The sequence below is a fragment of the Hymenobacter sediminis genome (assembly GCF_003231285.1).
In the GTDB taxonomy this organism is placed as follows: domain Bacteria; phylum Bacteroidota; class Bacteroidia; order Cytophagales; family Hymenobacteraceae; genus Hymenobacter; species Hymenobacter sediminis.
On sequence record NZ_QKNS01000003.1, the window covers coordinates 450947 to 466459 of the forward strand.

At 58.1% G+C, this 15513-nt stretch carries 14 protein-coding genes; 5 read left to right on the plus strand and 9 right to left on the minus strand.

What is annotated here, in order from left to right; translation table 11 throughout:
* Positions 1–21: 21 nt before the first annotated feature.
* The 3 genes from DNI29_RS11035 to DNI29_RS11045 form a co-directional block, all read right to left on the minus strand.
* Complete coding sequence (locus tag DNI29_RS11035; protein WP_110978157.1) at positions 22–924, minus strand: transketolase; 903 nt, start codon at positions 922–924, stop codon at positions 22–24.
* 233 nt (positions 925–1157) lie between these two features.
* Positions 1158–1607, minus strand: coding sequence for a thioredoxin-dependent thiol peroxidase (gene bcp / locus DNI29_RS11040; RefSeq protein ID WP_110978158.1), 450 nt, complete (start codon positions 1605–1607; stop codon positions 1158–1160).
* 224 nt (positions 1608–1831) lie between these two features.
* Positions 1832–2401 carry a lipocalin family protein gene (locus DNI29_RS11045; protein WP_110978159.1) on the minus strand — a complete coding sequence of 190 codons (570 nt, stop codon included), beginning with the start codon at positions 2399–2401 and terminating at the stop codon, positions 1832–1834.
* 295 nt (positions 2402–2696) lie between these two features.
* On the opposite strand from DNI29_RS11045, the gene DNI29_RS11050 reads away from it, so the two are divergent.
* Positions 2697–4037 carry an NAD(P)/FAD-dependent oxidoreductase gene (locus DNI29_RS11050; RefSeq protein WP_110978160.1) on the plus strand — a complete coding sequence of 447 codons (1341 nt, stop codon included), beginning with the start codon at positions 2697–2699 and terminating at the stop codon, positions 4035–4037.
* A 167-nt stretch (positions 4038–4204) separates the two neighbouring features.
* Here DNI29_RS11050 and DNI29_RS11055 read toward each other — a convergent pair whose 3' ends face one another.
* Entirely contained in the window at positions 4205–6214 is a 2010-nt protein-coding gene (locus DNI29_RS11055) for a M23 family metallopeptidase (RefSeq protein WP_110978161.1), read from the minus strand.
* A gap of 251 nt (positions 6215–6465) precedes the next feature.
* Positions 6466–7080: a fumarylacetoacetate hydrolase family protein gene (locus DNI29_RS11060; protein ID WP_110978162.1), complete on the minus strand. Its 615-nt coding sequence runs from the start codon at positions 7078–7080 to the stop codon at positions 6466–6468.
* 298 nt (positions 7081–7378) lie between these two features.
* Between DNI29_RS11060 and DNI29_RS11065 the strand changes: the two genes are divergently transcribed.
* From DNI29_RS11065 to DNI29_RS25115, 3 genes are read left to right on the plus strand one after another with little or no spacing between them, the layout of a single operon-like run.
* The gene (locus DNI29_RS11065; protein WP_110978163.1) at positions 7379–8176 is read left to right on the plus strand and encodes a M48 family metallopeptidase; all 798 of its coding nucleotides are present in this window, start codon (positions 7379–7381) and stop codon (positions 8174–8176) included.
* A 23-nt stretch (positions 8177–8199) separates the two neighbouring features.
* Entirely contained in the window at positions 8200–8769 is a 570-nt protein-coding gene (locus DNI29_RS11070; protein ID WP_110978164.1) for a hypothetical protein, read from the plus strand.
* Between the two features lie 2 nt (positions 8770–8771).
* Positions 8772–8900 (plus strand): hypothetical protein, encoded by a 129-nt coding sequence (locus DNI29_RS25115; protein ID WP_262510216.1) that lies wholly within the window; start codon positions 8772–8774, stop codon positions 8898–8900.
* Between the two features lie 54 nt (positions 8901–8954).
* Here the strand turns inward: DNI29_RS25115 and DNI29_RS11075 are convergent, their stop codons facing one another.
* Both DNI29_RS11075 and DNI29_RS11080 read right to left on the minus strand, forming a co-directional pair.
* Entirely contained in the window at positions 8955–9665 is a 711-nt protein-coding gene (locus DNI29_RS11075; RefSeq protein ID WP_110978165.1) for an alpha/beta fold hydrolase, read from the minus strand.
* Between the two features lie 89 nt (positions 9666–9754).
* Positions 9755–11140 carry a UDP-N-acetylmuramate--L-alanine ligase gene (locus tag DNI29_RS11080; protein ID WP_110978166.1) on the minus strand — a complete coding sequence of 462 codons (1386 nt, stop codon included), beginning with the start codon at positions 11138–11140 and terminating at the stop codon, positions 9755–9757.
* Positions 11141–11458: 318 nt separating this feature from the next.
* Between DNI29_RS11080 and dnaB the strand changes: the two genes are divergently transcribed.
* The gene (gene dnaB / locus DNI29_RS11085; RefSeq protein ID WP_238388070.1) at positions 11459–12991 is read left to right on the plus strand and encodes a replicative DNA helicase; all 1533 of its coding nucleotides are present in this window, start codon (positions 11459–11461) and stop codon (positions 12989–12991) included.
* A gap of 95 nt (positions 12992–13086) precedes the next feature.
* Here the strand turns inward: dnaB and DNI29_RS11090 are convergent, their stop codons facing one another.
* Both DNI29_RS11090 and DNI29_RS11095 read right to left on the minus strand, forming a co-directional pair.
* Entirely contained in the window at positions 13087–13812 is a 726-nt protein-coding gene (locus DNI29_RS11090; RefSeq protein WP_110978168.1) for a hypothetical protein, read from the minus strand.
* A gap of 225 nt (positions 13813–14037) precedes the next feature.
* Entirely contained in the window at positions 14038–15513 is a 1476-nt protein-coding gene (locus DNI29_RS11095; protein ID WP_110978169.1) for a glutamate synthase subunit beta, read from the minus strand.

A 15513-nucleotide genomic window follows, 5' to 3' on the forward strand; every position in this document is an offset into this window, starting at 1 on the left:
GCATGACAGACACATAGGATATTAGTAGTCGCCGGCTTTTTCTACGCTCAGCTGCTGCAGGGCTTTTTCCAGTTGCTCGTCGTTCGGGGCCACGCCGTGCCACTTGTGCGAGCCCATCATGAAGTCAACGCCGTAGCCCATCTGGGTATCCATCAACACCATAATCGGCTGGCCCTGGCCGCTGAGCTGCACGGCTTCTTCGATGGTGGGGAGGAGCTTTTCGAGGTCGTTGCCGTCGGTTTCGAGCACGCGCCAGTTGAAGGCTTCGAACTTGGCGCGCAGGTCGCCGAGGCCACCGATTTTTTCGGTGGGTCCGTCAATCTGCTGGCCGTTGCGGTCCACGAAGGCAATCAGGTTATCTACTTTGTGGTGGGGGGCATACATAGCGGCCTCCCAAATCTGGCCTTCTTCCAGCTCCCCGTCACCCATCAGCACGAACACCTTCCGGTCGTCGTTGTTGAGCTTCTTGGCCTGGGCAGCCCCGATGGCTACGCTCAACCCCTGACCCAAAGACCCCGAAGCTACCCGTACGCCGGGCAGGTGCTCGTGGGTAGCGGGGTGGCCCTGCAAACGCGAGTTCAGCTTGCGGAAGGTAGCCAGCTCACCCACGGGGAAATAGCCCGAGCGGGCCAGCACTGAGTAAAATACCGGCGAAATATGGCCGTTGGAAAGGAAAAACAGGTCTTGCCCAATGCCGTTCATGTCGAAGGGCTCGGGGGTGTGCTTCATTACTTTGAAGTACAGCGCCACCAGCAGATCGGTGCAGCCGAGCGAACCGCCGGGGTGACCCGAGTTAACGGCGTGTACCATGCGCACGATGTCGCGGCGAACCTGGGCGGCAATCTGCTTCAAATCATCCACCGAGCGGGTGGGGGTAGGCGTGTGCGTTTCGGAGGAAGCGGCAAATGAGGAATCCTGAGCCATGTGCTGAGTTAGGGTTTGATGGGGAAACAAAGGTAGAAAGTTGGGCCGGAGGGGAAAGAAGGTAAATGGTGACAAGTGACAGGTAACAGGACTGGCGGCAAACCTAGGTGGCAAAGCTGCCGTGCCTGCCCGACAGTACCTACCTCTTCACCTGTCACTTGTCACCATTTACCCATCACCTCACCTCAACCTCACAAAAAAGCCCCGCCGAAACAGGCGAGGCTTCTGGTATTCTATAGCAGCTGAGCTGCGTGGTTCTTGGTATCGACTTTGGTAATGACCTTCTCAACGCGGCCCTGCTCGTCAATCAGGAAGGTGTAGCGCATGGTGCCCATGTACTTACGGCCGTACATCGATTTTTCCTGCCACACGCCGTAGGCTTCCACTATTTTCTTGTCCTCGTCCACCAGCAGGGGAAAGGGCAGTTCGTATTTGGTGGCGAACTTCTGGTGCGACTTCTCCGAATCGATGCTCACGCCCAGCACCTGAATGCCGGCCCCGAGCAGGCTCTGGTAGTTGTCGCGGAGGTTGCAGGCCTGGACGGTGCAGCCCGAGGTGTCGTCTTTGGGGTAGAAGTAGAGGGCCACTTTGCGACCCGCGTAGTCTTGGAGGCGGTGTGTAGCGCCGGTTTGGTCCTGGGCTTCAAAGGCCGGAGCCTGGTCGCCCACTTGAGGTAGTGCCATGGCGCGAAGATAAGAGCGAAGTGGTGAAACGGTGAAATTGTGAACAAGCGGCTGAGTGAAGCGGCTGCTATGGCAGGGCTGGCAGCTACCCGTCCTTCACGAAACCCTACCCCCTACCATATAACCAACCCTTGACGGGTAGTAGCGCCAAGGGTTGGTTACATGGTAGACTCAAAGCAGAGGAAGGTTTCAGTACTCTAACCACAACAATCCGTCAAACTAGCTTATTCGCTAATAGGCTGGGGCGTGAATAGCAGGTTTTCAACGGGAAACCCCAACTCGCGGGCGTGGGCCACCAGCCGGTCGCGGATGCTGCGCTCCAGGTGCGGGGTGCGGCTCAGAATCCAGAGGTTTTTGCGGCCGGGCTCACCCACCAGGGCGTAACGGTAGTCGGAAAGGTCAAGGTCCAGAATCCAGTAGTCGCCCTCGAAGGGCCAGAAGAACTGCACTTTCAGCTTGCTGTTGGTGCTGTCTACAGCGCGGGCCGTGGCAGTTGCTTTCTCCACAGGGCCGTTAATACCTTCCTTGTGACAAGTATTCACTACCCGCACGTTACCGTTGGGCTGCAGCTTATACTCGGCCGTAACGTGCTGGCAGCCTTTCTCGAAACGAGCCGGTAGGCGGGCCACTTCATACCACAGACCCATGTACTTATGCAGGTCGACGTGGGCAGCGGTGGGCAACGATTCGTGCTGTTTCCGGCGCGTGTAAGCATAGGCCGCCGCGCCAGCCGCTACGGTAGCGGCAATGGCTGAAAACAAAACCGGCCGCCGGCGTTTCACAAGGTTTGCCATAGAAAAGGGGGTAGGGGAAAGCTGGTTATACGCATGGTTGAGCCGGCGAGATATGCCCAAGATGTGACAGACCAGCCCATCATGCTTCGCCTCCAGTGTTGCATAACGGGCTGGTAAAATGACGTTCCATAAAAACAGGCAAGACAATTCAGCGTCTCTGCACGAAGTCCTGGAAAATATGAGAGAGGTATCGGCTACGCTGGAAAGAACACGCAGGGAGATACCTCAAGGTCAACCGTAATGGCCGATTTGGCGGGTCAGCCGTATAGAATCAGGTTACTCTTTCCTTCCGATTATGCTGCACCTAGAACAACTGTCGCTCAATATTCCGGAAACGTCCAAGCCCCGCGTGGTTATTATTGGCGGAGGCTTCGCCGGTGTGAACCTGACCAAATACCTGCCCGACGACCAATTTCAGGTTGTCATGCTCAGCAAGCAACATTATCATGGTTTCTGGCCCTTGCTGTACCAAGTGGCTACGGCCGGGCTGGAGCCCGAGTCTATTGCCGAGCCCATTCGCAAGCTGTTCGATGACCGCAAGGACTTCCATTTCCGCTACGTGCGGGTAACCAACATCAACCCCGCTACCAAAACGGTTACGACCCTGATCGGCGACGTACAGTACGATTACTTGGTGATAGGCACGGGCACCAAGTCCAATTACTTCGGCAACGAGCAGATCAAGCAGAACTCCTTTGGCCTGAAAAACCTGACCGATGCCGTGAACCTGCGCAGCCAACTGCTGCAAAGCTTCGAGCAGGCCAACATCACCAAGGACCCCGAGCTGCGCCAGAGCCTGCTGAACGTGGTAATTGCGGGGGCCGGCCCCACGGGCGTAGAGCTGGCGGGCTCACTGGCCGAAATGCGCCAGCACGTACTCCCACGCGACTACCCCGGCCTCGATTTCCGGCTGATGAACATCTACCTCGTTGATGGCCTCGACCGGGTGCTGCCGCCCATGTCGCCGGAATCGAGCAAGAACACGCACCAGTACCTGGAGGAGTTAGGCGTTAATATCAAGCTCAACAAGCTGGTTTCCAGCTACGATGGCGAAACCGTGACTTTCAAGGACGGGGAGCAGATTAAAACCCAGACCCTGGTGTGGGCCGCCGGGGTAGCCGGCGCCACCATCGACGGCCTACCCCCCGAAACGGTGGAGAGGGGCCGCTACCTCGTCAACCACTTCAACCAGATTCAGGGCTTCGAGGATATTTTCGCCATCGGTGATATTGCCGTGATGAAATCCGAGAAGTGGCCCAAGGGGCACCCGCAGGTAGCGCAACCGGCGCTGCAGCAGGGGCGGCTGCTTGGCAAAAACCTGGTGCGCCAACTGCGCGGTCAGGCCTGGGAAGCTTTCAACTACTTCGATAAAGGCTCCCTGGCTATTGTGGGCCGTGCCCGCGCCGTAGCTGATTTACCCGGTAACAAGAGCCTGAAGGGCTTTTTTGCCTGGGTGGCCTGGCTGTTCGTACACATTTACTACCTCATTGGCTTCCGTAGCAAGCTGATTGTGATGACGAACTGGCTCTATCGTCTCTTCACTTACCAGCGTGGTACCCGCATTATCATTCAGCCCTACGTACACGCCGAGGACAAAGCCGGGCAGGAGTACATCCGGCAACATGTGAGTGAGTGAGGCCTCTAGCTGCACACAAAAAGAGCGGCTTTCCTAGTCCAGGAAAGCCGCTCTTTTTGTGTGACTCAAGGAAGGTGAATCTAAATAGAACGTCATGTCGAGCTTGTCGAGACATGACGTTCTATCTGCTTCTCTATTCTCAGCTTTGGTTGCCGCATCCCCAGATGCTACAGCGTCACATGAATTACCTTTTCATTGCCGGCCTGGTCGGTGAGGCGCAGGGTAGCGGGGCCGCGCAAGGCTGGACCCAGTTTATCGTCGCGCTCCGAGAAGAGGGTAGCGTTTTTGTGCTCAAAGCGCAGCAGGCGGAATTGCCCGTTCACTTCTAGCTGGTAGCTGGCAATGCCCGAAAGGTCGTCGCCGATTTTGAACACGACCCCGCCCGGCCCCTTGCTAATCAGGCGGGCCGAGGGCGGAATGGTATCGGTGAGAATACGGAACTGGCCGAACGTTTTGATGGGAGCCGTGATAGTGTTGCCCTGCCACTTGCCGCCCACGTAGGCGCGCCCCCCCTTAGGCGTAATGCTGTAAATAGCCGAGCGGCGCTGATCCGCTACAGGCGTTTCGGGCTTGAGAGTGAGAGCCAGAGTACTGTAAAGCGGTGTGCGGAGCTGCTGCACCGTCCAGAGGCCCTGTTTGTAGCTGGTTTGCACGTACAGCGTATCAAACAGCGTTTTGGTGTTGAAGCCCAGATTCAGGTTAGCCGTGGAAAAGCCAAACTCCCGACCCGAGGGAACCAGTGCCTGGCGGTCGAAGCGCTTGGTTACGCTCCCGAACTGCAAGGAGTCGGGGCGGCCGGCGCGCAGGTCGTAGAGGTACACGTTCTGGCTTTGCTCGGTGTAGCTGGGCTTGAGCGTGAGGCGGCGGTTGCCGCGGTAAAGCGTGAGGTTGCCGCCCACCGATGCCGTGTCCGGATCAGCAGCGGTAGCTACCAGCAGGTTGCGGCTGATATCGTAGCGCAGGTTCTGGGTCTTTACGGCCGCTGAGCGGGTTTTGCGGTAGGCGGGCTCCGTACCGCGCAACACGAAGCGCAACGGTGTCATGTTGCCGTAGGAGTCGCTCATCCGGATTTCCACGCTGTAGAGCTGGCCCGGCTCTACGCGCAGTTTTCCTTTGCTGGGGCCGGTTTTGTAGATACTCAGCTCGTTGCCATCATCCACAAAAAGCTTTTCCAGCTGCCGGCCCTGGGTAGCGCGCCACTCGTAGTCCATGTGCTGGTTCACTTGGCGGGAGCCCTCCGGAAACGGAATGTCATCGATGACGTGGGCGTAGTGCGGCTGGCCGTTCACCAGCACTTCTACCTTCTGAAAGCCGTTCTTGTTCCAGGCCTGATCGAACCTATCGAAACCCTGCACCAGCAGCCCTACCGTACCGTTGGCCGCAATGGTATCGGCCCACACGTAGCCACCGCCGTTGGGCAGGGCTGGTGCTTTCGGCACGAACACCGCCTTGCCAAAGCGGCCCTGCACGCGGGCATTGATATCCAGGGCTTCCACTGCAAAGGCCTGCAAAGAGGGCGCTACGTGGTCCTGAATTTCCTGGAAACCGCCCCACTGCAAAGGGTTGAGCTGACCGCCCTCGGCCGTGCGCACCTCCCAGTGCAGGTGCGGACCGGCCGACCCGCCGGTGTTCCCCGACAAGGCTACTACCTCGCCACGCTTCACCGGAAACTGGTCGGGCTTGAAGAACAGCTCCAGCTCGTAGGTTTTCTTTTCGTACTGCTGGCGGCGCATTTCTTCCGCCACCGGCCCCCGGAAGTGGTTGAGGTGGCCGTACACCGTCGTCAGGCCGTTGGGGTGGGTAATGTAAAGCACATTGCCGTAGCCGAAGCTGCTCTGCTTCATGCGCGAGATGTAGCCATCGGCGGCGGCGTACACCGGCAAATCCACCCGGCCATCGGTCTTGATGTCGAGGCCGCCGTGGAAGTGGTTGGGGCGCAGCTCGCCCATGCTGGCGGCCAGAAAGTTCTGCTGGCCGGGCTTGATGGGAAACAGGAAATAGCCCTGTGGCACTTCGGGGCGCTTGCCGGGGGTAGGGGCCGGTGCTTGGGCCACTTTAGGCTCCGTGGTAGAGTCGGGCTCTTGGCCTCCGCACGAAGCTGGCTGCAGCCCCAGCAACAGAAAAGGAAAGGCTACGCTGAGCAGGCGGCGCGGCCGGGTATTCAACAAATCAGGCATTCAGGAAAGGAAATCAGCAGCGGAAAAAGGTGGCGCTGGCGCCAGTGGGCATGGGCAAGCCATTATCGTGCCTTCCCGGACGCAAAGCCCGGTGGCAAGGTTGCGCAGAAAGCAAGAACGCGCCAGGAGGCAAAAGCACATTGCAGCTGCTAGCAGGGGTAGGGTCCGGCTGTCATTCTGAGCTTTCTGTGTCTCCATCAGAAGGCTCAGAATGACAGCCAGAGCTTAGGAATAACTAAACCTTTGCACCCCTATTTCACGGCCAGATCCAGCAGCTTCTCGCCAGCCAGATACCCGGTCAGTTGGTCCCCAATTTTCACGGGACCTACGCCGCTGGGCGTGCCCGTGAAAATCAGGTCGCCCATTTTCAGGGTGATAAACTGGGAGATATAGCTGATGATTTTGTTGAAGTCGTGAAGCATGAGGCTGGAGTTGCCCTGCTGGCGCACCTCGCCGTTTACTTCCAGGCGGAAATCGATGTTTTCGAGGTCTGGGAAATCCGTAACGGGCTTGAACTCCTGCGAAATCGGGGCTGAACCGTCGAAGCCTTTGGCCAGCTCCCAGGGTAGGCCCTTGCTTTTCAGCTTGCTCTGCAGGTCGCGGGCCGTGAAGTCGATGCCCAGCCCGATGGCGTCGAAGTAGGTAGGGGCAAACTTCTCGTCGATGTTCTTGCCGTTTTTGCAGATGCGGAGCACCAGCTCAATTTCGTGGTGAATGTCCTGGGAGAAATCGGGCATAAAAAACGGCTGGTTGCGCTGGAGCAGGGCCGTATCGGGCTTGGCGAAGATGACGGGCGCGTCGGGCGTTTCGTTCTGAAGTTCAGCGATGTGTTCAGCGTAGTTGCGGCCGATGCAGAGGATTTTCATGGCGAGGAAGGGTAGAAAGCGAAGAAACGTAGCAGCTTGAGAAAAACGCGGTTAGCAGGCAGGACCTATTTCAGCAAAGAAAATTAACTGGGTGCCTACCCCTGTCCGCGCCTCAAAGTCCCCAAAAGTAGCCTTAATTCGTGGCGCCGAAAAGGTAAAATTCCTCCCGGTAAGCTGGCCAGGTGCGTGCTGCCAAACATTTTGCCCGGCGCTTCACGTATAGCATTTTGCTCCTGTTGGGCACTAGCTGCCCAGCCCCTAGCTCGACCTTATCTCTTCCTTAGCTCCCTTCCTCCTTATGAAACTCCACCGATTTGCCCTGGCCGGTTGTTTGTTCGTTGCCACGGCCTGTTCCACGGTTCCCATCACCGGCCGCCGCCAGCTCAGCCTCGTTTCAGACACTGAAATGAACACCATGGCGGCTCAGGAATACCAGAAAGTGTTGGCTTCCAGTCAGGTAATTAATAGTGGTAACGACGCGGCCATGGTCAAGCGCGTGGGGCAGCGCATTCAGCAGGCTGTAGAAACGTACTTCCGTCAGCAAAACGCACAGGCCCAATTAGAAGGCTACGCCTGGGAGTTCAACCTGATCAACGACAAGCAAGAAAACGCCTGGTGTATGCCCGGCGGCAAGGTGGCTGTGTATTCGGGCATCCTACCTATCACCCAGGACGAGGCCGGCCTAGCCGTGGTAATGGGCCACGAAATTGCCCACGCCGTAGCGCGCCACAGCTCGGAGCGTATGAGCCAGCAGATGGCGGCGCAAGGCCTGGGTAGCGTACTGTCGGCTTCGGCCGGCCAGAATCCCACGGTCACGCAAAACGTGTTTCTGCAGGCCGTAGGGGTAGGTTCTCAGCTGGGGTTGCTGAAGTACGGCCGCAGCCAGGAATCGGAGGCTGACCACCTAGGACTCATCTTTATGGCCATGGCCGGATACAATCCTGACGGAGCCGTAGCGTTCTGGCAGCGCATGGATGCCCGCGAAAACACAGCTTCACCTCCCGAGTTCCTGTCTACTCACCCCTCCAATGGCACCCGGATTGCGGCCATCCAGAAGGAGCTGCCTGAGGCCCGTACCTACTATAAAGGCCGCTAACCACGGCTGATTTAATCAGTTTGATGAATCGTTTCCTGCGTTCTATTATTTCTCCGCTGCTGGGAGTTACGTTGCTACTGAGTGGGCTAAGTGCCTGTGAAACCAGCAAGCGCGGCTTCCCGGAATCCAGCGCACCCACCAATGACCCCGACGTGGTAAACCGCCGCAAGCTGGAAGCTTCTAGCAAGCAGGTAGCGGAAGTGTCGGATGGCAAAATCCGCTACATCGTGCCGCGCGAGCAACTGGCCGGAGCCTTCACCCGCGAGTTCGGCGACGGCACCGCCATCGACAAGACCATGATTCGGAAAGTGCAGGAAACGCCTAAGGACAAGGCTGTGTACTACCTGGTAGGCATTGGCCTGCGCGACGGAATGTACCGGGCTATGGCCTTGCCCCTGCAAACCTCTTCTGATAACAGCCTCTACCTGAGCTCCAACGCCGCCCGCTATATCATTACGGGGGTAGGGTGCACGTTTTGCTTTTTCAACTTCGAGAAAAACGAAATTGTGGGCACTACCTGCGAGGAAAACACCGGCGGCAGCCGCTGCGACCTGCGCGTAGAAGACAACAACGGTTTCTTTCCCCGCCGCTAGCTATGCTTAGTCGCAAATGGATTCTGCGCCTCTCGCTCACGGCGCTGGCCCTGCTCGTCACTACCGACCGGCGCCGGCCCAAGCCTACCGCTCCGCCGCCCAAGGATGAAGACGACAAGCCAACCGATTAGCCTCCAGGAAAAAGGCCCGCCAACTGGCGGGCCTTTTCTATTACTTAGGCTGCTCTAAATCATTCCTTCCTGCACGGTTTCCACGAAGCGGGCAATGCGGTTTACCAGCAAATCGGGGTTCACCTTTTCCAGCGGGTGGGGAGTGTTCATGATAATTTCGAAGGTAGCGCGGGGCATGTGGTCGGCGAAGTAGCGGGAAGCATCGACGCCGGCGGTTTTGTCCAGTTCGCCTACCAGCACCTGCACGGGTACTTCCAGGGCGGCCAGCTTTTCAGGCGTCAGCAAGGGCGCATCGCCGAGGCCGCGCATGAGCGTGCTGGTTGCCTGCAGTAGCTCGGGTAGGGGGGTAGGAGCGTGCAATTGGGTAAGCTGCTCAGCAAACTGCGGGACTTTCTCGCGCATTTTTTCAGCGTCGAGCAGGCGCGTTTCGGCCAGGGCCGTGGCCGGCGACCAGTCGAGCTTGGTGCCAAGGGTCGTGATGCTGCTAAACAGCTCCGGCCACTGCACGGCCGCCGACAGCGCTGCGTAGCCACCCAGGCTGTAGCCAAATACGTGCACCGGGGGTAGGAGCCGGTCCTGAATGAACTGCCGAATTTCCTGCGCGAAATGCTTCATGGAAAACTCGCCGGCTACCAGGGGGCGGCCGCCATGGCCGCTAAAGGAAAATGTGTGCACCTGGTAGAACGGTGGCAGCTCGCGCACCAGAAACTTCAGCTGCGCTTCCGATGCCAGAGCACCATGCAGAAGCAGAAGGGTATGTTGCATATCTTAATTCCGACAGAAGCAGAAAGCACCTGACCAGCGGGAAAGAACGGGTACTCCTCGCTGCCTCGCCAGGCACCTGCTACTCGGTACTATTTCGTCACCACAGCGGCCAGTTCAGCCAAGTCCAGCCCGTCAAATGTTCCCGACGACATCATCAGCAGGTTCGCGTTCTGCCAGCTTTGGGCGTGCAGGAACTCGGCCAACTGCTTGCTGTCGGTAAATACCCGAAGATCGGGGCGCTGGAAGGCCTGCTGCACGGCTTCCGGGGGCAGCGGGGGTAGGCGCTTGTGCTCCAGCACATGAGGATTGAAGTAAACCACGGCCACGTCGGGCGTGTCGAAGGTGTGGGCGTACTGGGGCAGGAAGGCAGGGTTCAGGGAGCTGAAGGTATGCAGCTCCAGGCAGGCCACCAGCTTACGCTGCGGGTACTGCTTCTTGAAGGCCGTAGCGGTAGCCTTCAGCTTGCTGGGGGCGTGGGCAAAATCTTTGTACACCACCGAGTCCTGGCCTTCACTTACCTTCTCCAGCCGACGAGCAGCACCCTTGAAGGAGCCCAGGGCTTCATAGAAGTCTTTGCCTTTGATGCCCAGCTGCTTGCACACTTCCTTGGCCGCCGAAATGTTGCGCAGGTTATGCTCCCCAAACACTTTTACGGGCACCTCGTCGTCCTTCTTGGTGATGAGGTAGGTCTTGCCGTCCCGGATAACGTGCTCGTGCGGACCGTAGCCGATGTAGGTTACGTCGGGGTTGCTGGGCACGGTTACCAGCTGCACCTGCTCGTCGTTCTGGTCGTAAATGAGTACGCCGGCCTTGGGCGTCATCTCCGCGAAAATCTTGAACTGCTCGCGGTAGATTTCTTCCGTCGGAAACACGTTGATATGGTCCCAGCTGATGCCGGAAATAACCCCGATGTGGTGCTGGTAGAGGTGAAACTTGGGCCGCCGGTCGATGGGTGACGACAAGTATTCGTCGCCCTCGATGATGATGATGGGGGCATCTTCCGTGAGCTGCACCATCAGGTCGAACCCTTCCAGCTGAGCACCTACCGCGTAGTCAAACTTGCGGCCGTGGTAGCGCAGTACGTGCAGAATGAGGGAGGTAATACTGGTTTTGCCGTGCGACCCCCCGATTACTACCCGTTGCTTGTCGCGCGAAGCCTCATAAATAAACTCGGGGAAGGAGTACACCCGCAGCCCCAGCTCCTGGGCGCGCAGTAGTTCGGGGTTATCGGGGCGGGCGTGCATGCCCACAATCACAGCATCGAGGTCCTGGGTAACCTTCTCCGGAAACCAGCCTTCTTCGGCCGGCAGCAGGCCCGCTTTGGCCAGGCGGCTTTTTGCGGGCTCAAATATTTCATCGTCGGAGCCGGTAACGTGGGCGCCGCGCTGGTGCAGGGCCAGGGCCAGGTTATGCATAATACTGCCCCCGGTAGCAATCAGGTGCAGGCGTTGGAGCGAAGAAGGGGTAGCAGCCATTCAGGATAAAAAGTAAGCAGGCGGCAAAGGTAAGCTTTCGGGGGGAGAGGTGATAAAGTGAAACCTCACCTCGTCGGTTGTGCTAAAAGAAACCTTTCTCGGCACTTCTGGATTCTAGAACGCAGCCGTTAGCTTTGTACCCCTTTGCGAAAATGGGGCGTTAGGCCCGAGGAAATTTCTCAGGACTCAACCACTAACGGCCCAACCTGCTTACCTTGTAGTGCTTACTCAGTGATGAACGACCGGATGGATGACCGCCTGAAACTATCAGCCTCGCGGGCCAAAGCCGCCTGGAACACCCGCCCCGCGGTGGTTCCGATGGGTGGCCCCGCGGGCAAGTTGCCTCCGCAGGCCCTGGAGCTGGAAGCCGCCGTGCTTGGGGCGCTCATGCTGGAGAAGGACGCCCTCACGACGGTAATTGATATTCTGAAGCCTCAGAGCTTCTACAAAGATGGCCACCAACGCATTTTCAAGGCCATTCTGAACTTGTTTGACAAGTCGGAGCCGATTGATATTCTGACGGTTACGCACGAGTTGCGCGAGATGGGCGAGCTGGAGGCCGCCGGCGGTGCTCACTATGTGGCTAACCTAACGTTCAAGGTAAACTCGGCGGCGAACATCGAGTACCACGCCCGCATTATCACCGAAAATGCTATCAAGCGCGAGCTAATCCGCATTGCCTCGGACATTCAGCGCGACGCATTTGAGGATACCACCGACGTGTTCAACCTGCTCGACAGCACGGAGCAGTCGTTGTTTGAAGTGTCGGAGTCGAACATTCGCAAGAACTTCGACGACATGCGCAGCCTGATGGGCAAAGCCATCAAGGAACTCGAAGAAAAGAAAGACCAGAAGGACGGCCTCACGGGCGTGCCCAGCGGCTTCTCGGCCCTGGACCGCGTAACCTCGGGCTGGCAACCCTCTGACTTGGTGATTATTGCAGCTCGCCCCGGCATGGGTAAAACCGCTTTCGTAGTATCGGCGATGCGCAATGCGGCGGTGGAGTTCAAGAAGCCTGTAGCCATTTTCTCGCTGGAAATGTCGTCGCTGCAGCTCGTGAATCGTTTGATTTCAGCGGAGGCGGAGCTGGATTCCGAAAAGATCAAGAAGGGCAACCTGGCCGACTATGAATGGGCCCAGTTGAACCATAAGATTTCGGCCCTGTCGTCGGCCCCGATTTACATTGACGATACGCCGGGCCTCAGCATCCGGGAACTGCGCACCAAATGCCGCCGCCTCAAGGCCCACCACGACATTCAGATGATCATCATCGACTACCTGCAGCTGATGACGGGCAACACGGATGGCAAGGGTGGGGGTAACCGCGAACAGGAAATTGCCTCTATTTCGCGGGCACTAAAAGGTATTGCCAAAGAATTGAACGTGCCGGTACTGGCTCTGTCGCAGCTTTCCCGCTCCGTGGAAACTCGCGGCGGCGACAAGAAGCCGCAGCTGAGTGACCTTCGTGAATCAGGGTCTATCGAGCAGGACGCCGACATGGTAATCTTCCTGTACCGGCCTGAGTACTATAAGATTACGGAGGATGAAATGGGTAACCCCACCCAGGGTACCGGCGAGGTTATTATTGCCAAGCACCGAAACGGCTCCTTGGAAACGGTGCAGCTGAAGTTCATTGGCCGCTTCACCAAGTTTGCCGACCTGGATGGGGTAGGCGGCTTTGGCGATGCAGGCTTTAACCCCGGGGCCTTCCCCACCAGCACCTTCGACGACGATGCTTCCGGCTTCGCGCCAAATACCATACGGCTGGGCTCCCGCATCAACAACGACGGGCCGCCGCCTGCGCAGCCCTTCCCGCGCAGCACCTTTGATGACGGCCCGCCGCCATTTTAACCGACCAGTACTACATACAAAAGCCTCCTCAGCACATGCTGAGGAGGCTTTTGTATTTTCCAGTAGGTAGGAGGAAGCCTTAGGCTACGCTCTACTTATACGCCACTGGCGAAATCTGAATCATCGGAAGAGTTGGAGCTGCCGCGGTAGCCTTGGCTACGGCCAGCCATCGAAGAAGACGAGGAACCCGACGATTTGTCGTCGGAGTCATAGCTTGAGGAGAAGCCCGACGAGTAATCGGAATTACCCGAGTTGTAGCTGCCGCCTACGCGGTTTTCGTTCTGGCGGTCAAAGCCGCTGGAGCCATAGGCGCTGGAAGAGCTGGCGCCACGGTTCGGGCCTTTGTCCATACGGCGGCTCTCATCTACCTGCGAGTTGGAAGAGGAGTAGCTGGACGGGTGTACCTGGCTGCCGGAGCGGTAGTTCTGGTTGGGTCGTTGTGCCTGGGCGCTGTCGCCGTAGTAGCTAACGCCTTTCATTTTTTTGCCCGATTTGCCCGAGCGGGTAGCTAGGTAGCCTAGGCCGGCCAAAGCCACAACGCCTGCTACTTTTTGCGTAGTAGAGAGCTTGTTGATTTGCTCCCAGGAGTTGGGCAGGAATTCGCGGACGCCTTGAGGAAGCTGATCTACGATTTTCTGAATGCCAGCCTGTTCCATCCAGTTTTTAGCGCCACCGGAGGATTGCTGTTCCGAAGATTTGTTCGAAGAGTCGGCGCCAGCGTTTTGCTGGTTACCGGCGTTTTGTTGCGAGTTCTGGGGCTGATCAGCTGCGGACGAGCCGGCCGCCTCGTTGGTGGGAGTGGCAGATTGATTGGGTTCCATGCAGTTGAGTTGCGTTAAGGGTATACAGATAAGCGCTGCCTACGTGGCAGTTAGCTTCCCTATGCGCAAAAAACAGCCGATGGGTTACAAATTAGATAATGTTTTTTCTGGTTTAGACCATATTCTATTGCTTTCCCTTGAGCTGATAAGGAGGGTGAGCAGCACAGTTACCTGAGTAAGAAAGAGTGCCACGCAGGGCGCAGCATCAGGGTCTGTTCATACCCGTTACCCAAACATGCCTACGGCATCTTTGCTCGGCAACGCAGTCTTACCCATCAGGAAAACATCAACTTGCCGGGCAGCTTCCCTACCCTCTGAAATAGCCCAAACCACCAACGACTGGCCCCGACGCATATCGCCGGCCACGAACACATTGGGCCGCGACGTGAGGTAGTTAGCCTCGCTGGTAGTTTGCACATTACCGCGCTCGTCCAAGGCTACCCCCAGTTGCTGCAGCAACCCCTCGTAGCGGGGCGAGGTGAAGCCTAAGGCCAGTAGGGCCAGCTGACAAGGAATTTCGCGCTCTGAACCTTCTATTTCCGTGAAGCCCAAGCGGCGACCCAGCACATCGGTTTCCCAGGTTACATCGGTCACCAGGAGGGCGCGCAGGTGGTTGTGCTCATCACCCAGAAAGGCTTTCGTGTTGATGCCCCAGTAGCGGTGGCAGCCTTCTTCGTGCGAGGTACTGGTTCGGAAGAGGGTGGTGGGGTAGTGGGGCCAGGGCTCGAAGGCGGCCCGTCCGGCATCGGGCTGGTGCATAAGGGCAAACTGCGCCACCGAGTGGGCCTGCTGACGGTTGGCCGTGCCCACGCAGTCGGAGCCCGTGTCGCCGCTGCCAATAACTACTACCTCTTTGCCCGTGGCCAACAGCTCCTGCTCATTGATTGGCAAGTTGCCGACACGGCGGTTATGCTGGGTGAGGTAGTCCATGGCGAAATGAATGCCCGTTAGCTCCCGACCCGGAATAGGCAGGTCGCGCGGCACGAGGGCCCCGCCGGCCAGCACCACGGCATCAAAGGTGCGGGTAAGCTCCTCGGCAGCTAAGTCGCGGCCCACCTCGGTGTTGCACCGAAACACTACCCCATCTTCTTCCATGAGCCGCAGACGACGGTCAATCACCCATTTATCGAGCTTGAAATCGGGGATGCCGTAGCGGAGCAGCCCCCCGGGCTGGTCGTCGCGCTCAAACACCGTCACGGAATGGCCCGCCCGCACCAACTGGGCCGCTGCCGCCAGTCCGGCCGGCCCAGAGCCCACTACCGCCACCGTTTTGCCTGTTTTCAGCACCGGCGCTGTGGGCTGCACGTAGCCTTTGACGAAGGCAATTTCGATGATGTGTTTCTCGATTTCCTCGATGGCCACCGGCGCGCTATGGATACCCAGTACGCAGGCCGACTCACAGGGGGCCGGGCAGATGCGGCCCGTAAACTCCGGAAAATTGTTGGTGGAGCTGAGGATCTGGTAGGCCTGCGCCCAATCCTCGCGGTGTACGGCGTCGTTGAACTCCGGAATGATGTTGCCCAGCGGACAGCCCGAGTGGCAGAACGGAATGCCGCACTCCATACACCGCCCCGACTGCCGGTGCAGCTGTTCCTCGGAGTAGCTGCCCACAAACTCCTGGTTGTGCGTTACCCGTTCCTGCGGGTGCACCTTGGGCGGCATTTCCCGCTGAAATTCCTTAAAGCCTATTGCGTTACCCAT